The following is a 24731-nucleotide window of genomic DNA, read 5'->3' as shown; positions in this document are numbered from 1 at the left end:
GCTGGTGTGTGGGCACGATTTTACTCAGTTGTTAAAAAACAGAGGAAGACGATGACAACACGCGAAACCTCCTCAAAACCGCAAAAGGATGGCCTTAATCCTGTGGTTTTCTTTACCTCGGCAGGGCTGATTTTGGCCTTCTCGCTGATGACCATCTTTTTTACCGATTTCTCCGGGCGATGGATCACCCGCACCCTGAATTGGGTTTCAACCACCTTCGGCTGGTACTATCTGCTGGCCGCCACCCTGTACATCGTATTTGTGGTGTTTATCGCCGCTTCGCGCTTTGGTTCGATCAAGCTCGGGCCTGAACAATCAAAACCCGAATTCAGCCTGATGAGCTGGGCGGCGATGCTGTTCGCCGCTGGTATCGGCATCGATCTGATGTTCTTCTCGGTCGCCGAACCGGTGACACAATATATGATGCCGCCGGAGGGTCAGGGTCAGACGCTGGAAGCCGCACGCCAGGCAATGGTCTGGACGCTGTTCCACTACGGCCTGACCGGCTGGTCGATGTATGCGTTGATGGGTATCGCCCTCGGCTACTTCAGCTACCGCTATAACCTGCCGCTGACCATCCGCTCCGCCCTGTACCCGATTTTCGGTAAACGCATCAATGGCCCGATTGGCCACAGCGTAGATATCGCCGCGGTGCTGGGTACCATCTTCGGTATCGCCACCACGCTCGGTATTGGCGTAGTGCAGTTGAACTATGGCCTGAAAGTGCTGTTCCACATACCGGAAAACCTGACGGTTCAGGCCGCGCTGATCCTGCTTTCGGTGATCATGGCCACCATTTCGGTGACTTCCGGCGTCAATAAGGGCATCCGTATTCTGTCCGAGCTCAACGTGCTGTTGGCACTGGGGCTGATTTTATTCGTGCTGTTCTTCGGCGATACCGAGTTCCTGCTCAATGCGCTGGTGCTTAACGTTGGTGATTACGTCAACCGCTTTATGGGCATGACGCTCAACAGTTTCGCCTTCGATCGCCCGGTGGAATGGATGAACAACTGGACCCTATTCTTCTGGGCCTGGTGGGTCGCCTGGGCGCCGTTTGTCGGCCTGTTCCTGGCGCGAATTTCACGCGGGCGTACCATTCGCCAGTTTGTGGTCGGCACGCTGATTATTCCGTTCGTGTTTACCCTGCTGTGGCTGTCAATCTTCGGTAACAGCGCGCTGTACCAGATTATTCACGGCAACGCCGCCTTCGCGCAGGAAGTGATGCAGTACCCGGAACGGGGGTTCTACAGCCTGCTGGCACAGTATCCGGGCTTTACCTTCAGCGCTTCGGTGGCAACCATCACCGGGCTGCTGTTCTACGTCACCTCGGCGGATTCAGGCTCGCTGGTGCTGGGTAACTTCACCTCACGCCTGAGCGATATCAACAATGACGCCCCTAACTGGCTGCGTATTTTCTGGTCGGTAGCGATTGGCCTGCTGACCATAGGTATGTTGATGACCGACGGCGTGCCTGCCCTGCAGAAAACCACGGTGATCATGGGCCTGCCGTTCAGTTTTGTGATCTTCTTCGTGATGGCCGGGCTATATAAATCGCTACGGGTGGAGGACTACCGCAAGGCCAGCGCGCTGAACACCAATGCGCCAATGCCGGTGTCCAGCAATGACGTGCTGAACTGGAAACAGCGCCTGTCGCGGGTAATGAATTATCCGGGCAGCCAATACACACAGAAAATGATGGATACCCGCTGTCGGCCGGCGATGCAGGAAGTGGCGCGTGAGCTGGAATTGCGCGGTGCCAAAGTGGAGTTCAGTGAAGTGCCGCCAACCGAAGATGAGCGTTTAAACCATCTGGAGTTGCTGGTGCATTTAGGCGAGGAGCAGAACTTTATCTATCAGATCTGGCCGCAGCGTTACTCGGTGCCGGGCTTTACCTATCGCGCCCGCTCCGGCAAGTCGCACTACTACCGGCTGGAAACCTTCCTGATGGAAGGCACCCAGGGCAATGACCTGATGGACTACAGCAAGGAACAGGTGATCGGCGATATCCTCGATCAGTACGAGAAACACCTGAACTTTGTGCACATCCACCGCGAGGCACCGGGTAACACCCTGACCTTCCCGGATATGTAAGCACTAATCCGCTGTTAAACACCAAAGGCCACATTACGTGGCCTTTGGTGTTCAGGGTAGGCTGAGCCACTTATTTCCCCATGGCATCTTTTTTCATTTCATCTTTCTTCATGCTGTCTTTTTTCATGCCGTCATGTTTCATCGCATCCTTACTCATGCTGTCTTTCTTCATGCAATCCTTGCCCATGCAATCTTTCTTCATGGCGTCTTTTTTCATGCCGTCTTTAGCCATGCCGTCATGAGACATCTGGCCCATATTGTCCTTTTTCATCGCGTCTTTGCTCATGCTGTCTGCAGCATTGGCACCGATAGAACCCAACATCAACGCGCTGCACATCATCACTGCGAATAACTTTTTCATGGTATTTCCTTCTCTCATTTAAAAAGCACCTGTGTGCCGGGGATAGTTGTGGCCGCCTTTAGCTGCCGCCAAACCAGTTGTAACCTTGATCTTCCCAGTAACCGCCGGGAAAGCGGTTGGTGACTTCAATCACCTGAATATGTTTCGGATTCTTGTAGCCGAGCTTGGTCGGCATACGCAGCTTCATCGGATAGCCGTATTTTCGCGGCAAGATCTGGCCGTCGTAGGTCAGCGCCATAATGGTTTGTGGATGCAGCGCCGTGGCCATATCGATACTGGTGTAGTAATCGTCGGCGCATTTGAAACTGACATATTTGGCGTTCAGGTCCGCACCGATCGCCTGGAGAAATTCCGCGAACGGCACTCCGCCCCATTTGCCGATCGCACTCCAACCCTCTACGCAGATATGGCGCGTCACCTGACTGATTTGCGTCATCTTGTGCAATTGCGGCAGCGTCCAGGGCTGCTTATTCAGCACCAGTCCGTTGACCTCCAGCCGGTAGTCGTCGCCATTGATCTCCGGTGCCTGCTCCTCGGCATAAAACGCGTTGAACGGGAACGGACGAGTGATCATCGACTCGGCATACACCGGTGCCAGATGGTCGGCATTGAACAGCCAGCCCTGTACCCGATCGTTAAAGCGTGAGATGCGGCTCAGCGCCTGTTCGACATTGGTGTTGTCGCTGATGTCACACCCGGTGAGCATGGCAATCCCCCCCAGCGTCAGCCCGTTGCGCAGGAAGCGCCGCCGCGAAGAGGACTCCAGCTTGCGTGCCAGCAGTTGCTGCGCCTCTCTGACGATCTCTTGCCCTTCACTGAGGCTTATTGGCTGTTTCTGTGCTTTCATCAGACTCTCCTTAACGTCCACGCAGCATGGCTAACAGCGTGCGTGGCACCAACGCCACCATCACCAGATGCACCACTACAAAACCCACCAGCCCCGACATGGCGAAAAAGTGGATATAACGCGCCGCTTCATAACCACCGAGCAGTTCACGCAACAGTGGAAATTGCACCGACTTCCACAGCACCAGGCCGGAAAGCACCATCACCACGCCCGCCACCATCACAAACAGATAGGCTGCCCGCTGCACCATGTTGTAATGGCGTAAATCGTTATGGCCGAGCTTGCCCCGCAGCGCCGCCAGCAAATCGCCGAGCAAGGCTTTCGGGCTGAGCGGCCAGAATTTGCGTTTCAGCCGGCCACTGAAAATATTAATCAGCAGATAACACAGACCGTTAATGCCAAACAGCCACATGCCGGCAAAGTGCCACTGCAACGCGCCACCCAACCAACCGCCCAGCGTCAGCTCATTGATAAAACTGAAGTTAAACAACGGTGAAGCGTTGTAGATGCGCCAGCCGCTGGTGACCATAATCAGCATCGCCAGCACATTCAGCCAGTGCGTCAGGCGCAGCCACAGCGGATGGATCAGCACCGGTTTCTCCGGTGTAATGGACATGACCATGAGGCTTTCCTTAGGGGGGCGTTTCGATGCGCTGAGTATCCGCCTGATTTGTTCCCCAAGACCTCACGCAAAGTTAAATAAAATGTGATAACTCCGGCACTGAGGGTTGTGTAGACTTCAATCAGGTCTGGCAATAGCGGTGAGAAGAGTGGAAAAGCCAAAGAAAATTTTAATCGTTGAGGACGACGGCAACATCGCTGAGCTGCTGCAATTACATCTGCGCGATGAAGGCTATGACATCAGCCATGCCGCCGATGGCAATCTGGGCATGGCGATGCTGGAACAGGGTGGCTGGGACGCACTGATCCTCGACTTGATGCTGCCGGGCATTGACGGGCTGGAGATTTGCCGCCGCGCCCGCAATATGACGCGCTACACGCCAATCATTATTACCAGCGCGCGCTCCAGCGAGGTACACCGAGTTTTGGGATTGGAACTGGGCGCGGACGACTACCTCGCCAAGCCCTTCTCGATGCTGGAACTGGTGGCCAGGGTCAAGGCGCTGTTTCGCCGCCAGGAGGCGATGAGCCGCAACCTGCGGTTGGACGCAGGCACCCTGAACTTTGACGGTTTAACCATCGACCCTATTGCCCGAGAAGTGCATTTGAACCAACAGAATGTCGATCTGACGCCGCGCGAATTTGACCTGCTGTATTTTTTTGCCAAACACCCCGGCAAGGTGTTTTCCCGCCTCAGCCTGCTCAATCAGGTGTGGGGTTATCAGCACGAAGGCTACGAGCACACCGTGAATACACACATCAACCGGCTGCGTATCAAGATCGAAACCAACCCGGCGAAACCCGAGCGCATCCTCACCGTATGGGGCATGGGCTATAAATTCGCGGCTGTGCCGCAAGAGTAAACCATGAAAAATCTTACGCTAACGCAACGCCTGACCCTGATCTTCGCTCTGTTGATGGTGATCAGCTGCGCCATTTTCGGCTGGATGCAGGTGCGCAGCAGCACCCAGTACAGCCAGGCGGTGATCCAACGGTTGTCCGGTAATCTGGCGCAGCACATTGCCGACAGTAACCCGCTGTTGGAGCAGAACGGGCCGAACGCAAAATCGGTGCAAAACCTGTTCGATCAATTAATGGCGGTGAATCCCAGCGTTGAGGTTTATCTGCTCGATAAGCAGGGCGAGATTATCGGCAACGCCGCACCGGCCGGTCACCTGAAACGTCAGAAGGTCGATCTGCTGCCGCTGCAGGCGCTCTTCAATGGTGCAAATATGCCGGTGTACGGCGATGACCCGCGTAATCCGGATGCCAAAAAAGTGTTCAGCGCCGCGCCCCTGAAGGTCAACGGTCAGGTTGAGGGCTACCTGTACGTGGTTTTGCTGGGTGAGGATTACGATGCGTTAGCCAGTCATGCCTTGCACAACTCCGCGGTCTCCATGGCGCTGTGGACCTCGGGCCTGATGGTGCTGTTCAGTCTGGTGGCCGGTGGTTTTGCGTTTTATTGGGTGACCCGACCTATCCGCCGTCTGACACGCCAGGTCAGTGAGCTGGACAGCGGTGGCATCGCGGCGGTACAAGCCTATGCGGCACTGCCGGCCGACAGCGGCGGTCGCGATGAAGTCATCCGACTGCAGCAAGCGTTCCGCAGCATGGCGCAACGTATTGCCGAGCAGTGGCAGACACTTTCGCAGCAGGATCAGCAACGCCGTGAGTTCATCGCCAATATCTCGCACGATCTGCGCACTCCCCTGACGTCGTTGCACGGCTACCTGGAAACCTTGTCGGTTAAATCGGCCAGCCTGAGCGACAACGATCGCCAACGCTATCTGGAGATTGCACTGGCACAGAGCCGTAAGGTCGGCCGATTGGCGCAGGAACTTTTCGAACTGGCGCGACTGGAATATGGCGTGGTGAAACCTCAGAAGGAGCCGTTCTCACTCAGCGAATTGGTGCAGGACGTGTTCCAGAAGTTCGAATTGGCGGCAGAGGCTCGCCAGCAAAGGCTGCTGGCGGATATTACCCCCGGCATTCCGTTGGTGTTTGCCGATGTCTGTATGATTGAGCGGGTACTGACCAACCTGCTGGATAACGCCATTCGTCACACGCCGCAGGGCGGTGAGATTGAGGTGCGCCTGTGGCAACAGGCAGGCAAGGTATTGGTGCAGGTTAATGACAGCGGCCCGGGCATCCCGCAAGAACTACGCGCCGATTTGTTTGTGCGCCCTTCGATTCTGAGCAACGCCCACCGCCATGCCAGCGGGCTGGGATTGATGATCGTGCGACGTATCTTGCTGCTGCACGACAGCGATATCCAACTGGTCGAGCGGCCGCAAACCGGTGCCTGTTTCCGCTTTTCGATCCCGCTGCGTTAGTTAATGCAGCTTTTATCGACGCTGATAAATTTGTCGTTATAAATAACAAATTTCTGCCCTTTCAGCCTAATACCGGCATGGGTCAACGTATCACCGGGACGCAGGTATTCGGTGATCCCCTCCTCGTCGGTACTGTCACAACCGGGTTTGAGCAGGAACTTGAAGTAGGTGTTGCCGGTATTGGTGAGAGTGCCACGCTGCGGATCCAACCGATAGGCGAAATTACTCTGGCGTGGGCGCACCACCAAAATGGTGTCCATCACCACTATCGGCTCCAGATTGACAGCGCTGGTTTGACGCTGCGCCGGGTCGAAAAGGCGGGTCGGGATTTCGCGAAATGATACCCGGTAATAACGCTCGCGATCGTCCTGCGGGCCACGGTAGAAGAACTTGTAATATTCGCCCTGCCCGGCCTGCAGTTGCAGCTGGCGCGGGGCAAACAGCAGTTCACCGTCCGCCGGGCGGCTGCGTGTTTCTTTCTCCCCCGGTCTGTCGATGGCGCGCACAGTCACCTGATAAATACGCGCGCTGCGGTTGTTGTTCAGCACCCGCTTGGCGGTGAACGATTGATCCTGATCCATCGCAAACGTCAGGGTGCCGACGTTTATCGCCGTCGCGCCAAATGGCCAACACAGCAGCCAGAACAGCCAGCTTCTCATGGGTTGTTCCTAGTTAATGTTGCGCCAGGTGGCTTCAACGTGGATCTCCCCGGCGGCGCTAACGTCGCCATACCAGCCGTTACCCGCGACCGTTTTCAATGAGATCGGGTTATTCATCGGGATGCTGAACTTGACCCGGGTTTTGTTCAGCACCCCGACCTCACCGGAGATGTCATTCCACGGCGTGCTGCTCCATAACGCATTGGTCATGTCATGCCACTGTCCGTCGCAGCCTGTGTCATAGCTTTGTTGGCCGTTGGTGCTGGTAGTGATACTGAGCATGGCCGGGAAAGGCACCTGACTTTGGTTATCCGCCGAGGAAAAAATGCAGTAATTAATCCCGTTGATCACCTGCGTTGGGCCGGTGGCCATTACCCGCACCTGGTCGGCGGCGGTCTTGCCGCTGGTGGTGACGATATAACCAAACTCCAGCGAAGGCTCCGCCGGGCCGACGTAACCTTCGCGATGTGGCTGGTTATCGTAATCGTCGGAGATGATGCTGATGCTGAAATCACGCGGTTTGATAATCAACTGGTTGGAGGTGGAAAACTCGTACCAGCCAGACTCGGGTGAGGTGGTGTTCTGGAAGCGGAAGTTAATCAGGTCACGAGTGCCGCTGTCGGAAATCCCCAGTTTCACCATTTGCTTGAAAAAGTTGCTGGCGAAGAACACGTAAATCACATTACTGCTCTTCAGTTGATTAAAGGTGTAATAGCTGCCGGTTCCCGAGGTGTTTTTCCAGCTATTGCCATCCAGGCTGAACTGTAAATCGGCGGCGTTGGTCGCCGACGTTAACGCCGCATGGTTGATCGCCGGGAACACGTGAATCGAGGTATTGCTGACGCTGCCGTCGGTCTGCAGATCGTAACTGACCATTTTACAGGTGATACCGGAGCGCGAGCCGATAGTCTGGTTTTTACAGTCGGCATTGCCCTCACCGATGATCGGTACGCCATCACTGTTAACAAACACTTCCGACACCGCGTTGGTGTTGATAAAACGCAGATGCGCCGCCTTGCTGTGGGTTACGGTGCGTTTATACCAGCTACCTCTGCTCTGATTCTGACAGCGCCCCCCGCTACTGGCATCGTAGACATCCGCGGTTTGGCAGGCATTAATCTGCATGCTGAATGCGCTGCCTGGGGCCATTTGCTGCAAGTATTGATAGAAACTCGGCGACATCATGCCATGCATCCATTTAGCCCCACCCGAAGTCACCACCGCACCGTAAAAGCCTTTCTCGTCGGTAGCCTGCGGCAAAATCAGGCTGGTATCCATATTGCAGCCGCCATACCAGTTAATGCAGCGCAGCCCGAGAAACGGGTTCTTGATCGGCGTATTTTCCAGCCACATGTCAAAACGATTGTTGGCTGACAGGCCGGTATTGTAGCCGTTATCCACATAGCCGAGGCTTTGTTGATAGATGGTGCCGGAGCCGCCGTATTTTAGCCCAGTCCACTTGTTGGCGCCGGTCATGCGCGGATCCAGCCCACCGGCCGGCGTAACAAAAAAGTTGTCATCGGCGTTATTCTCGACAAACACGAACTTCATCGTCGCGGCATCCGGCCAGTTGGTGACGCTCACCGCCGCGCGCAGCGGCAAGGTAACCCACAGCATCAGCAGCAGCGTAAACTTAGCCTTCATTGATCGTCTCTCCTGTCTGCAGGTTACCCGCGTAGGTTTGCAGTCCGCTACAAATCACGTCGCCGACCCATATCGCCCCCTGTGCCTTACTCAGGTCCAGACTCACTTCACAGCTCTGGTTACCCCTGTAGGTAAAGTCGATCACCGGGAACTTCTTATCGACGTCCATAATGAACTCACCTTTTTCATCGGTGCGGGTGCGGCCGATATGGTTTTTGATATAGGCGTTGGCCAGCAGTGTGCCGTCTTCCGCCTTGATGCGGCCAAATACCGTCACCATCTGTTTAATTTCCGGCGTGATCACCGCCACGTTGCCCGGATACAGCGTTAACTTGCTCTTGCGCCTGGTGACGATGTCGAAGCTTTCCGCCGAGTTTTTATTGTTCATCAACTCAACTTCGTACTGGCCATACGGCGACAACGGCACATAGTTTTTATTGCCGGTCAGCTTGACCGTCCGGCCATCAACCCGGGCGGTCAGCATGCCGCCATTTTCAATGCCGGTGTTAAAGATGATGCCCGCATTGCCCTCATTTCTGCCGCTGGCCGCAATATCACGCCCCTGCCAGCCGACGCTGCCGCTGGCGGTCAGGCTGGTGTTAACGTAACCGTCGGCAGAGCTACTGACGTTGACCGTACCGGCGGAATATTTGGTGTCAAAGCGCGCATAGGCCCCCCCGTTCATACTGTTGTCGCCCTTGGTGTCACCGGAGATCGCCCGTGACAGATTGGCACCCAGGGTGCGGATGGGCCCGTCTTGAATGTCTTTACGCGCAGCCAGGTTGGCAGTGGTATAGCCGTTCTGGTTTGAAACCCCGGCGCTGAGCCAGTTGCCCATCGGCAGTGAGAAATCGAGTGCGATGTATTTACCGGTATTCGAACTGTAGCCACCGTTGTTGTAGCGCTGTACGCCGGCACGCACGCCAAGCGTGCCAAAACGACCGGTGAAAATATTTTGGTAATAATCAGCGTTGTAATAGTGACTGCCGTTCTTTTTATCGTCGTTATAACTGAGGCTTAAACTCCCCAACGGTGACCAAAGCGCGCCAAAATTCATCGTGCCGCCGATGGCGCGGTTATGCGCATCGTTTTGCAGCAGTTTGTCGCCGATCACCGTTTTTTCCTGATTGACCCACAGGCTGCTGAAACCGCCGGGCAGCGCGGCACTGACGCTGTTGACCAGGCTCCAGGAATGGTCAGATGCCACCATGTTCTGCACGTTGAACTGAATCGACTGACTGAGTGGCACGCTGATACGGCTTTCACCCACCGCGTTGCTGTCAAACGAGTAACCGGACAGCGCCCAGTTCAGCGTCTGCAGGTTACCGGTGGCCGACGCGCCGATCAGGTAAGAATCCTTGGCCTGCCGCTGGCGTTGATCATCACCGCGCCAGTCATCCATACGGATCATCCCGCCCCAAAATTGCCAGGCCAGCGGTGCATTGGCGCCGCGGTTGGGGCTGAACAGCTTGTTCACCCGCTGCATGCGTTTATCCACCACCCGACCGTTGACCACCACCTCAACCTCAACGTCATAAATGCCGTAAGGCAAGTTGCCGGTATCCACCTCATGGTTGCCCATGGCAAAGTTCTGCACGCTCAACAGTCGTCCCTCGCGCGACAGATGCACTTCCCCCGCAGAGGGGAAGAACGCCACGATCGGCGTCAGCGATTGGCTGTTATCAAATACGGTGGAGTTGGCGCGGTTACCATAAGACAGACCATAGATCTTGCTGGAGTTGATGGTAGTGACCGGCCCCAGCGACTGTAGGTTCCAGCTGTCCAGCATGCCGGCGGCAAAGCGACGGCCGGCGAAATCACGTTCGTACATCGCCTTATACAGCGTGGCGTTCTCATCGCCGCTGCCGATGCCATAAACGGAACCATTAACTTCCACATGATGCTCACGCAGGGCAGTGACGCTGTTGAGCGACAGGTAGCTGGAGGTATTGCCCTCGCTGGCCCGGGTGCGGTTATCATAAACCCCGAGGTTATAATCCAGCGTACTGCTGACGGCATCCACGCTGGAAACGCCGATGTCGCTGGAGCGAGCACGCAACAGGGTTCCCATCGCCGCCTCCTTCACCACCAGCTGCAAATTAAGCTGGCGGAAATCCAGCGCCAGCCAGGCGTCATCCGTCAGCGCAATGCGCTGTTGCTGGTCAAACTTAGCCTCCTGCAACGCCTGCAATTGCCTGATGGTCTCTGCGGTCAGCGGCGTGCCATCGTCCCCGTCTTCCAGCGTGATCTGGCGGATTTTCAGCCGATCGTTATCCAGATATAAAAAAGCGTGCCCAATGCGGCTGTCATCTTTTACACCGCTGTTTTTTTCAAAGTGCAGCAGCAGTGGAATACTCATGCCTTCGCGCAGCGCCAGGCTGAAGGTCTGCGGGATCAACACACCGTCAATTTGGGTCAGCCCGGCAGCGATCGCCGCCTGCCCCGGTAGCAACACCGCAGGGATCGCCATCACCCCGCCGGCCAGCAGCGTTTTCAACAGCACAGCCTTCACATGCCACTCCTTGCTTTAATGTGGTGCATTCCGTTTCATTGCAGACAAGCTGCTCTATTTCACCGGGATAAACTGGTCGCCATGCCATAACGCCACGCGACCTTTCTTGTCGTTGACGTCTACTTTGCTGAACCCCCGCGCCTTGCCCGGCATCACGAAATAGTTTTCCTTGCAGTCATTGCCGTCTTTCTTGTTACGACAGTTGCCGTAGGCCACCACCTTGAAAGTGGCGTTGCCGGTGTTTTTGATCTGGCCGGCGGCAAACTGGTAATTGAATTGATCCTGCCGGGGTGCCACCACCAAAATGGTGCCGATTCGTGCAGAGGTGGTCGCGACGGCATTGCGCTTGGCCGAGTTTTGCCCCACGTCGCTCAGTGCCTGATCGAACCAGACGATGCGGTAGTAGCGCTCCTGGCCATCAGTTGGCCCTTTGTAATAAAAGCGAATCACATCGCTGGCGTTGGCCGGCAATATCAGGCTGGCCGGTGATAGCAACATTTCGTCTTTACTGCCCATCGGTACCACCGTTCCGGACTCCAATGGGCTGGAGATACGCTCGATTTTGATGTTCACCAGGCGACCACTGTCGGTGGTGTTCTTGATTTCTTTACTCAGACGCGCGCTATCGCTGTGCATGAACGAACTGATCTCACCGACATCAAGCGCGAAAACAGGGTAAGACAGCGATAACAGCAGGAGGGCGGCGAGAGAGAAAGGTTTCATGACGGTATTCCAGTAGCGTTCTTCAGTAGCGGTGAATAACAGGGGGTTACCCCCCTGTTTTACAGCGGTCACTCAGGGGATTAAGCGGTCCAGGTGGCGTTGAACTCAACGCTCACATCACCGCTCCAGATCCCTTCCGGCAAGGTGCTAAAATCAGTCACTGCGGTGGTGCCGTCAGAGGTGGCACCAATGATGGTGAAGGTGAACTGATCCTGTGCGCTGGTACGAACGGCCTTGTTATAGGCGTTAGACAGCGCGCTCAGGTTGCCACCCAGAATGCCGGCAGAGGTATCAATCATGGTGGTCTCAGCGGTTTTCTCTACGGCCTCGCCGTTGTAGTTCACACCCACGTTCAGGGTAGAACCAGAGGTGTCGAGCTGAGTCAGGGTGTTGGAAACCAGTTTGGAAGTCAGTTTGAATGCGGTAGCGGTGGCATCCCCTTCCACAGTCACGTCAAACAGACCTTTCTGGCTGTTAAAGCCCTTGATGCCTTCCGCGTAGTTGAAGGACAGGCTGCCGATAGGGGTAACAACCAGTTTGCTGGTGGTGTCTTTCTTTGCGGTAGCAGACCAGGTGGCCAACGCCTGAGCGGTGACGTCGGCGGCTTGTGCAGTGCTAACCGCAGCGAAGGCTGAAATGATTGCCAGTGCCAGTGTAATTTTCTTCATGGTAAAACTCCCTTCAACTTTAAATATGATTGTGCGTCCATTAGCGTGACCTGCTTTAGCCAGTCTGCTTGACGAGAAGGAGAGTAACCGCATCAAATCAAAAAAGAACCATTAACTACCAACACCTAAATATTTAGATTTTAATTCCACAATTAACGTCTAACCAACCAAATTTAAGCTTTAAAACCCAGAGCATGCCCACAGCAAGAACAAAATCCCTATTATTTTCCATGCCAATAAAACGGCCAAAACAGCATATGAAATGCTCAATTACGCCAGGCGTAAATGCGGTCATTTGAATTATTTTTGTAGGATATTTAAATTGATCTAAATCAATTCTGGCGAAATGGTAAGTGGCGAGAAAAATAAGCGATCTGAGGAAGTTTTATTAAGCCGCCGATCTGACTGGTAACAAGACGGACCGACGGTTGATTTTCAGGCAGGATGCTGAATGCGGAAAGCCAGAATCAGACGCATAAACCCTGCCTGATTAAGGCCAAGTTTGCGCATGATATTCAACTTATGGGTACTCACCGTTTTGTAACTACGATGGGTGACACGGGCGATGCGCCGCGGATCGCTGTCGGTAATCATCATCGCCAGTATAAGCCATTCGCTGCGTGAAAGAGGCTCCACGGGCTGGGTCAGCGCCGCCTGAATACCCGGGCTGCGAAACCCCACTCCCGTGTCGGCAACGGCAACGGCTTCGAGCAGACAATCCAGCGGATCGCCTTTTGCCACCAGGGATAAATGCGTCTCTGCCGACAGCATCGCCAGTATGCTGGCGTTAGTCACTTCAGTAAATATGATCAGCGGTGTCTTCGGCCAGAAATCATTAATCGTCAGAATGAAGCGTAATACATCATACAAATTCTCACTTTCATTATACAACTCCATAATGAGGATTTGTTTCTCATTCTCCTTCAGCACAGCCTCTATTTCTCTGATGCTGTAGACAAATTGGTAACGCGTTGGCTCGGGTTCAATAAGTGCCCGTAATCCTTTTCTTACCCAGGGATTGGGTTCAAAAAAGAGAATAGCCTCTTTGAAAGGAATATTCGTCATAATCTATTACCGTAATTTAGGTATAAAAATAGCGATTGAGGCGGAAATGCTGCATTAGTAGCCAAAAGGCAAAGCTTAAGTTATTAATATCAAGGTGATAATATTGGCGGCATATTCCTTTCCCCCGGGGTGGTGTTCATCCTGACACCGAGTAATGATTAATTGATAATTGCTGCTTTGTCGCTTTCAAGACCAGAACAAATTTCGACCCTGTGCTCACGCAAAATGCGACAACGCAGGAAAAATAGCCGGGAAATACCGGAAATGTAGGAGCGCACCTGGTTACTACGCACCACCAACAAGAACTCGTCGCCGCTGCACTCTGCCGTCTGCGGGGCAGCATAGGCCAGAATGTCACGACTCAGGCCGGCACTGACGGCAACCGCAGCGCCGGGCATCGACATGAAAACCTTACAGCTGTTGGCCTTACCCAAATAAATCTCCTGCCGGGAAACCGAGCCGGTGAGGTAACAGCTAATCGCCACCACCAGCATAATCACCCCCAGAGCGACGATGCCGGCTATCGTCCACCAACGTCGGGAATAGCCGGCATACACTGTCCCGACGCCCCCCGGCTTTCCGGCCGATGATGCTATTTCCGGTTGAACAGAGGCATGCGGAATAACAGACGTTTCTTCGTCGGTGAAGCTGTTTTCCGGCCCGTCACAATGTTCAACTATTATTTCATAGCGCAGCATAAAACCGACCTTGGGTACGGTGGCGATCACCTCTTCCTCAATGCCCAGGTTTTTAATTACCCGACGTAGCTTGCTCACGCACTGGTTAAGATTATTGTTACCAGAAACCATGCCATAATCGTCCCAAACCTTCTTGAATATCACTTCCCGGCCAACTGCCTCACCATGATGGGTAATCAATAGCAGCAGTAGTCGCTTTGAAGGATTGGAAATAGATATGGGGTCATCAGAGAACTCCGTTAGGCTCAGGGTGCCCGTATCCACATCAAAAATGATGTGATCGTTTAATCTATATTTCATTTTTTAGAGGTCACTCTAGTGATTATTTATCGCCGTCGTTAAATGTTAATAAAATATTAAGCAATATTTAATCAGGTTAATCAGTAATTCCAGTCTCCAATCGCAATGAAAATCAATTAACGCCACAGAATGGATGTTTCTCGCCTTACTGTTTTCGATATAAGATTTTTCTCATAAACCATAACCAAAGATTATACAAACATCACAACCATTGATATATTTATATGTAAAAGTTCTTAAAGTTAGTTTTTTGTTTTGTAAATTATCGCCTTTAAGCTAAAAATCCTTCCCGCTCATTTAATGCAAGCATTTTTAATGAAAAAATAATAATGCATAATTTTTGATGACACTATATTTAACCAAAAATCAAAGGGTAAAGCGTAAAATAGACGCAATTTACGACAGGATTAATCTTTTGATTCGGGGGTTATAGAGACAATAATGGGGGGAAATGAAAGTAAATGGTTACGAATACATTTGCGCCAATAATACCCTGCGTCACTATATTAGCGCTGAATAATAGTCTTGAGCGGCGGACATATTTGATGACATAAATGTCATCAAACGGACATGTTGCTGTCCCTGTTTTGCAACCATGCTTATCCAGCAACCTAAACAAAGGAGAACATTATGATTACCCGTCATCGTTTTGCCGGTTTACTGCTGTCAACCCTGATGCTGTGTAGCGGAGCTGCCACTGCCGCTCAGGCGCCGGATAAGAGCATTGCCCCATTGCGCGGTACCATCGTTCAGGCGACCGACAGCAGCCTGCAGGTCACCGACCGTAAAGGAGAAAAGATCAGCGTTAAGCTTAACGACAAGACCCGGGTGCTGAGCGTTTCTAAAGCCACGCTGGACGACATCAAAGCGGACAGTTTTATCGGCACCGCCGCTATACCACAGCCGGACGGCAGCCTGAAAGCGCTGGAAGTGCACGTTTTCGACGCCAGCCTGCGCGGTATCGGTGAAGGGCAATCGGCCTGGGAGTCCGCCACCGGTAAAACGGGAACCATGACCAATGGCACCGTCGGCAAGCTGGTGAAATCCAATGGACGCACTTTGACTGTGACCTATGGCAATCAGCAAAGAATCGTTAACGTACCGGAAGATGTGCCGATCGTCACTCTGGATCCCGGCGACCGCAGCCTGCTGACACCAGGTACACATATTATCCTGTTCTCTGCGATTGACGATAAGGGCGAACGCGTCGCCGTCTACATTTCCGCCGGCAAAGACGGCACCGTTCCGCCGATGTAATTCTGGAGTGCATGATGAAAAGCAACGCGCTGCAACAAGTGCATCGCTGGCCGGTCCGCATCACCCATTGGATTAACCTGTTCGCCATGGTCTGCATGTTTATGAGCGGCTTGGAAATCTACAACGCTTCCCCGCTGTTTGACTTCCGCTTTCCGCCACAGGTAACGCTTGGCGGCTGGCTGGGCGGGGCAATTGCCTGGCATCTGGCGGTGATGTGGCTGCTAGCCGGCAACGCGTTATGCTACCTGTTGTGGAGCCTGTTCAGCGGCCATTTTCGGCGAGATCTGCTGCCGCTACGCTTCGGCGCGCTACAACGTGAGATCTGGCTGGCACTGACCCTGCGGCTAAAACATCAGCACGGTCGTTATAACGCGATACAAAAGCTGATGTACCTCGGCGTGCTGGTGCTGGGGTTGCTGTTGGTGCTCTCGGGGCTGGCTATCTGGAAGCCAGTACAATTACAAGGGCTGGTGAGCCTGTTCGGCGGTTTTGACACCGCACGTTACGTTCACTTTTACGCCATGTTCGGCATTGGCTTATTTGTGGTGATTCACCTGCTGATGGTGATTCTCGTGCCGCGTACCCTATGGGCAATGATTACGGGTGGCAAACATGAATGATAAAAAACAGCGCCCTGCAGCACCGGCGCTGGAACCGGACCAGAAGAAACAGCTGGTCAATCTGCAACGCCGCCTGATGCTGCGTTCCGGTCTGACGTTGGGCGGTATCGCCATGTTGACCGGATGCAATCTGCAGGATGGCGACCAGGTAGATAAGGCGCTGTGGGCGATGTCGCGCTGGAACGATCGGGTGCAGGCCTGGCTGTTCAACGGTCAAAAGTTGGCACAGACCTATCTCCCGGAGCAGATCACTCATCCGTTCCCGTTCAACGCATTTTACCCTGAGTACAACGTCCCGGAAGTGGACCTCGCCAGTTATCGGCTGGAAGTATCCGGCAAAGTTGAGAAAAAGATGCCCTGGACGCTGGAACAGCTGCAGCGCCTACCGCAGCAGAGCCAGATAACCCGCTTGATCTGTATCGAAGGTTGGAGCGCCATCGGCCAATGGGGCGGCGTGCCGCTGCGCGACTTCCTGCAGCATGTTGGGGCCGATCTGAACGCCCGCTATGTTGGCTTCAAATGCGCGGACCGCTATTACTCCAGCATCGATATGGCCACCGCGCTGCATCCACAAACCATCCTGGCACTGGAATTCGGTGGCAAGGCGCTGCCGGCGGATTACGGCTATCCGCTGCGGCTACGAATGCCAACCAAGCTGGGGTTCAAGAACGCCAAACATATCGCCGCCATTTTTGTCAGCGATACCAACCCCGGCGGTTACTGGGAAGATCAGGGCTATAACTGGTTCAGCGGAATTTAGTTTTCTGCGCAACCGCCCCACACGTTGCGATGGGCTGATGGCCTCAGCGACTTTCTGTTCACCGGGTTGCTGTGGCTGGCGGTGTAATTTCTCTGGCATACTGCACAGACCCTTTTGGCTCTGTGCAGGAAAAAAATAATGCCCCTTATCACCACCGCCCCGCAGTTGCTTACCGAACGTTTACGCCTGGATGCCCATACGCTGGACGACTTTGACTCATTGGCCGCCATGTGGGCCGATCCTGAAGTGGTGCGCTATATCGGCGGCACGCCGAGAGATCGGGAAGACTCCTGGGGCCGACTGATGCGTTACGTGGGACACTGGGCGCTATTAGGTTATGGGTACTGGGCGGTGCGCGATAAAGTCAGCGGCGCTTACCTCGGTGGCATCGGCTTTTCTGACTTCCAGCGGCATATCACCCCGGCGCTCGACGCCCCGGAAATGGGCTGGACATTAGTGACATCGGCGCAGGGCAAAGGCTATGCCACCGAAGCGTTGCGTGCGGCCCTGGCCTGGGGAAAAGAGCATTTACCGGGCGATAAGGCGGTCTGTATCATTTCACCGGAAAACCAGCCTTCAGTGGCGCTGGCGAAGAAGGTCGGTTTTAGTGAAAGCCACCGCAGCGAATACCATCAGAACCCGATACTGGTAATGCACTGCCCGTTGTAAACCGGGCGGTTAACGCACCGACGCCGCGGCCAACGCAACCTGGATAAAATTATCCCGCAGCGCATCAGCCTGCTGCGGGTTCCAGGCAATGCCGACCTGCCACTCGGTCTGTTCACCGCTGAGCGGCAGAATATCGATACCCGCCGGAATAATATGGCTGACGCTGTGCGGCAACAGGGCGACGCCAATGCCGGCGGCAACCAACGCCAACAGCGTCTGGATATCCCCCGCCTGTTGCACCACATTCGGCACCAGTTGATGGGCGGCAATAAAACGCAGCGACTGTTCGCTCAGGCCGCGTCCGCGTTTTGGCGTCAGCTGCAGCAGCGGCAGGGTGTTGAATTGCCCGATGATCGCCTCCGCCTTCAGCGCCAACGCTGCGGGTGCCGCCAGCACCAACCGATCGCTCAGCAGCGCACTGGCCCGCAGCGGTTTGCTGACCGGCAACCGCACGAACCCCACCTGCAGCTCTCCTTGCAATAACAATTGATACTGCCGCTCCGAAGGCAAATCCTCCAGCCCCACGGCAACCTCGGGAAAACGCTGGCGGAAGGCGGCAACCAGTTGCGGTGCCAGGTGAAAACTGGACAGCCCGAATCCAATTGCCAACCGCCCCGCCTCGCCTTGCACGATCCTCAAAGCACGCTGTTGAAACTGTAAATGCTGCCCCACCAGCGCCTGTGCCTCGGGGTAGAGTCGCTGTCCGCTGGCGGTGAGCTGTGCCCCCTGGCGACCACGGTTAAACAACCGGGCACCCAGCAGCGCTTCCAGCGCCTGGATCTGTTTGCTCAGTGCCGGCTGGGTGATACACAGCCGTTCTGCCGCCAGGTGATAATTGCCCTGTTCAGCCAGCACCACAAAGGCGCGCAGTTGTCGAATATCCATTCCGTTTGGTTATCAAATTAAGAATTTAATTGATTATACAGTAATCAATAGCTTTGCTGTAATCAACGCCAGACAACGACCAAAGGTAACCTTATGACAAACTCTCTGCGCGCCGCGACGGTGCAGTTCCAGCATCGCGCCAACGATAAAAATTACAACCTGTCGGTGATCGAGGGCTTTATCACTCGCGCCGCCGCCGAACAAATCCAGCTGCTGACCTTCCCGGAGATGTGCATTACCGGCTATTGGCACGTGCGACACCTCAGCGCCGGCGAAATTGGCGCGCTGGCCGAACCCATTGCCACCAGCCCTTCGTTGGCGCGTATTCGTCCACTGGCGGAGCGCTACAACATGGCGATCGGTGTTGGGCTCATCGAACAGGGTGAAGACGGCAAATATTACAATGCCTACGCGGTTTGCCTGCCCGACGGCAAGCTTCACGTACACCGAAAACTGCATGCCTTTGAGCACCCGGCGATAGCCAGCGGCGACAGCTTCACCGTGTTTGACACCCCATGGGGGGTTCGGATGGGAGTATTGATCTGCTGGGACAATAACCTGGTAGAGAACGTGCGTGCGACCGCTTTGCTGGGGGCTGAAGTCCTGCTGGCTCCGCATCAAACGGGCGGCACCCATTCCCGTAGCCCGCATGGTATGAAGCCAATACCGTTGGAAGTCTGGCAGCAGCGGCAGACAAATCCGGCGGCGATAGAGGCAGCATTTCGTGGCGAACATGGCCGCGGCTGGCTGTTGCGCTGGTTACCGGCTCGCGCTCATGACAATGGCCTTTTTGTTCTGTTCAGCAATGGTGTGGGGCGCGATGACGACGAGGTCCGCACCGGCAATGCGATGATCCTCGACCCGTATGGCCGTATTTTGGCGGAAACCTGGGCGGCGGAAAATCAGATGGTCACGGCGGAACTTGATCTGTCGCTGATCCCGCTCAGTACCGGACGCCGCTGGATCCACGGCCGTCGGCCCGCGCTGTACGGTATTCTCACCCAGCCACAGGGCTATGAGCGAGATGCCCGCAGCGCACGCTTTTCGTCAGAGCCGGCACAGAAACTGGGTAAGTAGCCACCCGCGCCGAATGACAGGCAAAAAAAATCCGCCCGAGGGCGGATTTTTATCTGATGCGGCCAATTGCACCACACGCTCACACCCGTAGGCGTGGAGAAATCTTAGAAACGGTAGCCTACGCCAACGCTCCAGATGCCAACGTCAACGCTGCGGATACGGCTCTGCTCGTAACCCACGTCCAGAGCTACGTCCTGGATTGGGTTGAACTGCAGGCCAGCACCGTAGGTGAAGCCGTAGTCGCTGCTGCCGTTACGGTCAGAACCGTTTTGGGCGTTGTCGATGTTTTTGCCGTAGCCAACACCAACTACACCGTAGATGCTTGCCCAGTCGTTGAAGCGGTAAGCTGGACCAGCAGTGATAGAGTTGTACTGAGCTTTACCGTAGTAACCGTTCTCAGAACCGTTCTTTTCCACGTGGGTAAAGGAACCGATCACACCCAGTGGGTTGTTGTCGAACTCGTAACGGTACTTCAGGTTGAAACCGTCGGCTTTGTTGGCAACGCCTTGGAGATCACCCTGCGCATAGCCTGCGGATACGGTGCTCTGGCCAGCGAATGCGGTACCTGCGGTTACTGCTAATACACAGGCTGCTACTGCGGAAAGACATGCAATTTTTTTCATAACCACCTCAAACGCGTTATATTTTTAAGTAAATCCATTTGTTCATGCATTGAAAATATAACAAAAATTAGCGTGAAACTCTGCCTTAAAATGAGTGTCTAATGCTTTATATCGTGTAACATTAGATTTCAAGAACAGTGTATCTTCTTCTTTTCGCTCTATTTTCGAGCCGTATTCTACGCGTTTCTGTGACAATAATCACCTATTTAAAATCCAGATGATTCTTAAAAAAAGCGCACTTTTTGAGCATAAAACCTAGTCGGCCGTCCTAAATCTGGCGCTTTTCTCCGTTGCGAACGCTTTTCTCAGACACATTTACCTCATTTCATTTACACTGCCATCATCCGAATATCGACGGTCTTCCCTGGTAGTGGGAAACCCATAAAAGGCTCTTAAGGATGTCCTCGTCTGCAACCGCTAAAGCGTCTTCCACGCTGGTGCCTGTCTGTTTATTAATTATTGCCATGGTGTCGATTCAGACCGGTGCCTCACTGGCTAAAAGCCTTTTCCCGCTGGTCGGCGCTGAAGGCATCACCACGCTGCGCCTGAGTATCGGCACGCTGATCCTGTTCATTATCTTCCGCCCATGGCGCATGCGTTTCGCCGCAGGCAGCCGTCTGCCACTGTTTATCTACGGCCTAACGCTGGGCGCGATGAATTATCTGTTTTATCTTTCTTTGCGCACCCTGCCGCTGGGCATCGCTGTCGCCCTGGAGTTCACCGGGCCGCTGGCGGTCGCCATGTTCTCGTCACGCCGTCCGATCGACTTTCTATGGGTCGCATTGGCGATTGCCGGATTATGGTTCCTGTTACCGCTGGGTCATGACATGGGCAGTATCGATCCCATTGGAGCGGCCTGTGCGTTGGGTGCCGGTGCCTGTTGGGCGGTCTATATTATCTGCGGCCAAAAAGCAGGTGGTGACCATGGCCCCGGCACCGTGGCAGTAGGTTCCCTGATCGCCGCCGTGGTGTTCTGCCCGATAGGTGCCTGGCAAACCGGCAGCGCGTTGCTGAATGTCGACATCCTGCCCATTGCATTAGCTGTAGCCATTTTGTCTACGGCGCTACCCTATTCCCTGGAAATTATTGCATTGCCGAAAATTCCGGCGCGCACCTTCGGCACCCTGATGAGCCTGGAGCCTGCACTGGCAGCCCTTTCCGGCATGTTATTCCTTAATGAACACCTGACAACGGTGCAATGGCTGGCACTGGCAGCGATCATCGCGGCCTCGATGGGCGCCACCCTAACCATCAAGCCAAAACCGCAAATCGAAAAGCTGTCCTGAGGATCGCTACGCCTGCATTTGCCAAAAGCGGAATGCAGGCGGGTTAACTGTTTTCACAATGGCAAACAGGCATACTTTTCCGCGCAATATCCCCACGTTTTTATGGAAACGAACCCGACAGGGTTCAACACATGGAGAATTAAAGTGATTTATAACACTCTGTTTAACCCACGCTATGGCCGTGGGCTGTCACCGATACTGAATGAAACCCTCACCGCCCTTCGTCAATACGATCTGCCTGAGCTGGCACTGGGCCGGCATGAGATTGACGGTGAAAAAATTTTTATGGAAGTGATGACGCTAACCACCGGGTTGGCTGAAACGCGACGTGCAGTGCTGCATCAGGAATATGCCGAAATACATCTGTTAATCAGCGGTGAAGAACGTATTGATTACGGCATGCTGGGGGACTGGCAAAGCGAATTGCCCTATGATGAAGCTCAGGATCTGCAACTGTTGGACATCATCCGTCATCGCCAGACGCTGACGATGTTTCCGGGCATGTACGCCATCTTTTTCCCTCATGAACCGCATCAGGTCGGATGCCAGTTGAATACGCCGATGCCGATCAAAAAAGCGGTGGTCAAGATGCATTACACCCTGTTGCTGTGACCGGTGAGCCGGTCGATTCGGCCGGCTCTCTCGTCACTCTATTGAGAGCTGCAGCACTGGAGCTTAAATTTAAAAACAGATTCATCCGAATAAAATAAAAGTGAACAAAGTAATAAATTACATTTATAAATTATTACATCCGCAAACAGCCAGTAAAACACAAAAAAATTAAAAGCAATAAAAATCAATACCTTAAATAAAAACCAATTTATACTCGTTAAGTTACTCTTATTATTTATCATTTTCAATTCGTTACTCCCTATTTATCCAATAGCCATTTTCGGCCTGAAAAAATTCATATCATTGCTATAATTAATCCCGTACCAAAATAGGACTACGTCACAACAAGAGGAGATCTGATATGAGTACCGCTAAACTGGTTAAAACGAAATCTTCTGAGCTGCTTTACACTCGCAATGACATGGACGAAAAAACCAAGCTGGACGCCATCAAGGCGCTGAACCGCCAGGTTATCCAGTTTATCGATCTGTCGTTGATCACCAAACAGGCCCACTGGAACATGCGCGGCGCCAACTTTATTGCCGTTCATGAAATGCTGGACGGGTTCCGTACGGCCATCATCGATCATCAGGATACTTTTGCTGAACGCATCGTACAGTTGGGCGGCGTCGCCTTGGGCACCGTGCAGGTTGTGAACGATAAGACCCCATTGAAAAGCTATCCGACCAATATCCACAGCGTGCAGGAACATCTGAAAGCGCTGGCCGATCGTTACGGTGCCGTGGCCAATGACATTCGCAAGGCCATTACTGAAGTGGCGGATGAAGATACCGCGGATATGTTCACTGCCGCATCCCGCGATCTGGACAAGTTCCTGTGGTTTATCGAGTCCAACATCGAATAAACCCGATAGTACCAATCAAAACGGCCCGCATCGCGGGACTCAGCAGGCTGTGGGCTTTCGCCCCGGCCTGTTTTTCTTTTCACGTGGCTTGAATTGCTCAAAAAACAGCCCATAGTAGATAAAACAGGCGATGAGCTTCGCCACGATAGTGAGGTGACTATGGCAAGCGGATGGGCGGCAGAAGGTGCCGTGCAAGATCAAATCGACTCCACCGTGGATGACGCCGTACAGCGTGCCAGACAGGCGCTGGGCCGGGGTGAAAGCGAGCATTATTGCCAGGAATGCGGAGAAGAAATTCCTTTAGCCCGTCGGCAAGCGCTGAAAGGCGTGCGCTATTGCCTGGCCTGCCAAACCGAGCTGGATAAAAAACAGGCGGCGAGCAGCTTATATAACCGCCGCGGCAGCAAAGACAGCCAGCTGCGTTAACAACGTGCCACCCCAAAGCCCTTTCAGTGAACACTCCTGCACCAGATGCAACAGCCTTGCGGCACAAAAGTTAGAGTTAGTTATCAGTATTGAAGCGAAACTGTTAACTATCGGTTGTTTCAGCCCCGTTATTTGGTTAATGATAGGCCAGTGCACCAACAGGCAACCCAGAGCACCATTTTGGGGCCTCAATTTGGTGCATGAAAATAATAATTCGATCTTCAAACACAACATCACACCACAACTCTTTGTTTTTATAGTAGTTGAAAAGATGGCACGATTCTTTCATGGCACCAACTGCAATATAAAAAATGGGTAATCCGCAACCTGTACAGGAAATTCCTCTCATGAAGTCAATTTTTAAAGTCTCCCTGGCCGCCCTTTCGCTGGCCTTTGCCGTTAGCTCCCACGCAGCAGACAAACTGGTCGTCGCTACCGATACCGCATTCGTTCCCTTTGAGTTCAAGCAAGGCGACAAATATGTCGGCTTCGATATCGACCTGTGGGCCGCTATCGCCAAAGAACTGAAACTGGATTACACCCTGAAACCAATGGATTTCAGCGGCATCATCCCGGCACTGCAAACCAAAAACATCGATCTGGCGCTGGCCGGTATCACCATTACCGAAGAACGTAAAAAAGCCATCGAATTCTCCGACGGCTACTACAAAAGCGGCCTGCTGGTGATGGTTAATGCCAACGACAACAACATCAAGGGCATTGACGATCTGAACGGTAAAGTGGTGGCGGTGAAGAGCGGCACCGGTTCCGTTGATTACGCCAAACAACACATCAAAACCAAAGACCTGCGTCAGTTCCCGAACATCGATAACGCCTATATGGAACTGGGCACCAAGCGTGCAGATGCGGTACTGCACGACACGCCAAACATCCTGTACTTCATCAAAACTGCCGGCGCCGGCAAGTTCAAAACCGTGGGTGAATCACTGGAAGCTCAGCAATACGGCATCGCCTTCCCGAAAGGCAGTGACGAGCTGCGCGTGAAGGTCAATGGCGCGCTGAAAACGCTGCGCGACAACGGCACCTATAACGAAATCTACAAAAAATGGTTCGGTACCGAACCTAAATAACGGATGAAGTCAGTCACTGATTCACTTGAGCACAGGGG

General features: G+C 53.7%; 25 protein-coding genes. 13 read left to right on the top strand and 12 right to left on the bottom strand.

What is annotated here, in order from left to right; genetic code table 11:
- The first annotated feature begins 51 nt into the window (after window positions 1-51).
- Complete coding sequence (locus SERS4_RS0108320; protein WP_012005945.1) at window positions 52-2091, top strand: choline transporter; 2040 nt, start codon at window positions 52-54, stop codon at window positions 2089-2091.
- Window positions 2092-2161: 70 nt separating this feature from the next.
- Here SERS4_RS0108320 and SERS4_RS0108315 read toward each other — a convergent pair whose 3' ends face one another.
- The 3 genes from SERS4_RS0108315 to SERS4_RS0108305 are packed head-to-tail and all read right to left on the bottom strand — an operon-like array spanning window position 2162 to window position 3921.
- Window positions 2162-2452, bottom strand: a complete 291-nt coding sequence (locus SERS4_RS0108315; RefSeq protein ID WP_017892132.1) for a pentapeptide MXKDX repeat protein — start codon at window positions 2450-2452, stop codon at window positions 2162-2164.
- A 58-nt stretch (window positions 2453-2510) separates the two neighbouring features.
- Window positions 2511-3299, bottom strand: coding sequence for a molybdopterin-dependent oxidoreductase (locus tag SERS4_RS0108310; protein ID WP_017892131.1), 789 nt, complete (start codon window positions 3297-3299; stop codon window positions 2511-2513).
- 10 nt (window positions 3300-3309) lie between these two features.
- Window positions 3310-3921 (bottom strand): cytochrome b/b6 domain-containing protein, encoded by a 612-nt coding sequence (locus tag SERS4_RS0108305; protein ID WP_017892130.1) that lies wholly within the window; start codon window positions 3919-3921, stop codon window positions 3310-3312.
- A gap of 148 nt (window positions 3922-4069) precedes the next feature.
- Between SERS4_RS0108305 and SERS4_RS0108300 the strand changes: the two genes are divergently transcribed.
- Together SERS4_RS0108300 and SERS4_RS0108295 are read left to right on the top strand one after the other, a co-directional pair.
- Window positions 4070-4783 (top strand): response regulator transcription factor, encoded by a 714-nt coding sequence (locus SERS4_RS0108300; RefSeq protein ID WP_017892129.1) that lies wholly within the window; start codon window positions 4070-4072, stop codon window positions 4781-4783.
- Between the two features lie 3 nt (window positions 4784-4786).
- Window positions 4787-6253, top strand: a complete 1467-nt coding sequence (locus SERS4_RS0108295) for a HAMP domain-containing sensor histidine kinase (RefSeq protein ID WP_017892128.1) — start codon at window positions 4787-4789, stop codon at window positions 6251-6253.
- Here SERS4_RS0108295 and SERS4_RS0108290 read toward each other — a convergent pair.
- From SERS4_RS0108290 to SERS4_RS0108260, 7 genes are all read right to left on the bottom strand, one after another.
- On the bottom strand, window positions 6250-6912 hold the full coding sequence (locus SERS4_RS0108290) for a fimbria/pilus periplasmic chaperone (protein ID WP_017892127.1): 663 nt from the start codon (window positions 6910-6912) through the stop codon (window positions 6250-6252). The two genes, SERS4_RS0108295 and SERS4_RS0108290, sit on opposite strands and share 4 nt — an antisense overlap.
- A gap of 9 nt (window positions 6913-6921) precedes the next feature.
- The gene (locus SERS4_RS0108285; RefSeq protein WP_017892126.1) at window positions 6922-8556 is read right to left on the bottom strand and encodes a hypothetical protein; all 1635 of its coding nucleotides are present in this window, start codon (window positions 8554-8556) and stop codon (window positions 6922-6924) included.
- Window positions 8546-11026 (bottom strand): CS1-pili formation C-terminal domain-containing protein, encoded by a 2481-nt coding sequence (locus SERS4_RS0108280; protein WP_051071222.1) that lies wholly within the window; start codon window positions 11024-11026, stop codon window positions 8546-8548. Before SERS4_RS0108280 ends, SERS4_RS0108285 begins: the two co-directional genes overlap by 11 nt.
- 96 nt (window positions 11027-11122) lie before the next feature.
- Window positions 11123-11791, bottom strand: a complete 669-nt coding sequence (locus SERS4_RS0108275) for a hypothetical protein (protein ID WP_012005936.1) — start codon at window positions 11789-11791, stop codon at window positions 11123-11125.
- Between the two features lie 80 nt (window positions 11792-11871).
- Complete coding sequence (locus SERS4_RS0108270) at window positions 11872-12459, bottom strand: common pilus major fimbrillin subunit EcpA (RefSeq protein ID WP_012005935.1); 588 nt, start codon at window positions 12457-12459, stop codon at window positions 11872-11874.
- 435 nt (window positions 12460-12894) lie between these two features.
- A complete protein-coding gene (locus SERS4_RS0108265; protein WP_026142272.1) occupies window positions 12895-13524 on the bottom strand; it encodes a LuxR C-terminal-related transcriptional regulator in 630 nt (209 codons plus the stop codon).
- Window positions 13525-13682: 158 nt separating this feature from the next.
- Complete coding sequence (locus tag SERS4_RS0108260) at window positions 13683-14522, bottom strand: winged helix-turn-helix domain-containing protein (protein ID WP_026142271.1); 840 nt, start codon at window positions 14520-14522, stop codon at window positions 13683-13685.
- 630 nt (window positions 14523-15152) lie between these two features.
- Between SERS4_RS0108260 and SERS4_RS0108255 the strand changes: the two genes are divergently transcribed.
- From SERS4_RS0108255 to SERS4_RS0108240, 4 genes are all read left to right on the top strand, one after another.
- Window positions 15153-15779, top strand: a complete 627-nt coding sequence (locus tag SERS4_RS0108255) for a hypothetical protein (RefSeq protein ID WP_017892122.1) — start codon at window positions 15153-15155, stop codon at window positions 15777-15779.
- A gap of 14 nt (window positions 15780-15793) precedes the next feature.
- Window positions 15794-16399, top strand: a complete 606-nt coding sequence (locus SERS4_RS0108250; protein WP_017892121.1) for a cytochrome b/b6 domain-containing protein — start codon at window positions 15794-15796, stop codon at window positions 16397-16399.
- Entirely contained in the window at window positions 16392-17159 is a 768-nt protein-coding gene (locus SERS4_RS0108245; RefSeq protein WP_017892120.1) for a molybdopterin-dependent oxidoreductase, read from the top strand. The genes SERS4_RS0108250 and SERS4_RS0108245 overlap by 8 nt, the downstream gene beginning before the upstream one ends.
- 138 nt (window positions 17160-17297) lie before the next feature.
- Complete coding sequence (locus SERS4_RS0108240) at window positions 17298-17828, top strand: GNAT family N-acetyltransferase (RefSeq protein WP_012005920.1); 531 nt, start codon at window positions 17298-17300, stop codon at window positions 17826-17828.
- 9 nt (window positions 17829-17837) lie between these two features.
- Here SERS4_RS0108240 and SERS4_RS0108235 read toward each other — a convergent pair whose 3' ends face one another.
- On the bottom strand, window positions 17838-18713 hold the full coding sequence (locus SERS4_RS0108235; RefSeq protein WP_012005919.1) for a LysR family transcriptional regulator: 876 nt from the start codon (window positions 18711-18713) through the stop codon (window positions 17838-17840).
- A 93-nt stretch (window positions 18714-18806) separates the two neighbouring features.
- Here SERS4_RS0108235 and SERS4_RS0108230 point away from each other — a divergent pair, with 93 nt between their 5' ends.
- Window positions 18807-19790 carry a nitrilase family protein gene (locus SERS4_RS0108230; RefSeq protein WP_017892119.1) on the top strand — a complete coding sequence of 328 codons (984 nt, stop codon included), beginning with the start codon at window positions 18807-18809 and terminating at the stop codon, window positions 19788-19790.
- A gap of 104 nt (window positions 19791-19894) precedes the next feature.
- On the opposite strand, the gene ompX is transcribed toward SERS4_RS0108230, so the two are convergent.
- Complete coding sequence (gene ompX / locus SERS4_RS0108225) at window positions 19895-20413, bottom strand: outer membrane protein OmpX (protein WP_012005917.1); 519 nt, start codon at window positions 20411-20413, stop codon at window positions 19895-19897.
- Between the two features lie 398 nt (window positions 20414-20811).
- On the opposite strand from ompX, the gene rhtA reads away from it, so the two are divergent.
- The 5 genes from rhtA to glnH all read left to right on the top strand — a co-directional run bounded on the left by rhtA (window position 20812) and on the right by glnH (window position 24693).
- On the top strand, window positions 20812-21699 hold the full coding sequence (gene rhtA / locus SERS4_RS0108220; RefSeq protein ID WP_012005916.1) for a threonine/homoserine exporter RhtA: 888 nt from the start codon (window positions 20812-20814) through the stop codon (window positions 21697-21699).
- A 144-nt stretch (window positions 21700-21843) separates the two neighbouring features.
- Window positions 21844-22311, top strand: coding sequence for an N-acetylneuraminate anomerase (gene nanQ / locus SERS4_RS0108215; protein WP_017892118.1), 468 nt, complete (start codon window positions 21844-21846; stop codon window positions 22309-22311).
- A 361-nt stretch (window positions 22312-22672) separates the two neighbouring features.
- On the top strand, window positions 22673-23176 hold the full coding sequence (dps, locus tag SERS4_RS0108210) for a DNA starvation/stationary phase protection protein Dps (RefSeq protein WP_012005914.1): 504 nt from the start codon (window positions 22673-22675) through the stop codon (window positions 23174-23176).
- 159 nt (window positions 23177-23335) lie between these two features.
- Window positions 23336-23602, top strand: coding sequence for a DksA/TraR family C4-type zinc finger protein (locus SERS4_RS0108205; RefSeq protein ID WP_012005913.1), 267 nt, complete (start codon window positions 23336-23338; stop codon window positions 23600-23602).
- Between the two features lie 347 nt (window positions 23603-23949).
- Window positions 23950-24693 (top strand): glutamine ABC transporter substrate-binding protein GlnH, encoded by a 744-nt coding sequence (gene glnH / locus SERS4_RS0108200; protein ID WP_012005912.1) that lies wholly within the window; start codon window positions 23950-23952, stop codon window positions 24691-24693.
- Window positions 24694-24731 lie beyond the last annotated feature (38 nt).

It is taken from the genome of Serratia sp. S4, from assembly GCF_000347995.1.
In the GTDB taxonomy this organism is placed as follows: Bacteria; Pseudomonadota; Gammaproteobacteria; order Enterobacterales; family Enterobacteriaceae; genus Serratia; species Serratia quinivorans.
This window is presented reverse-complemented; position numbering and strand designations above follow the sequence as displayed.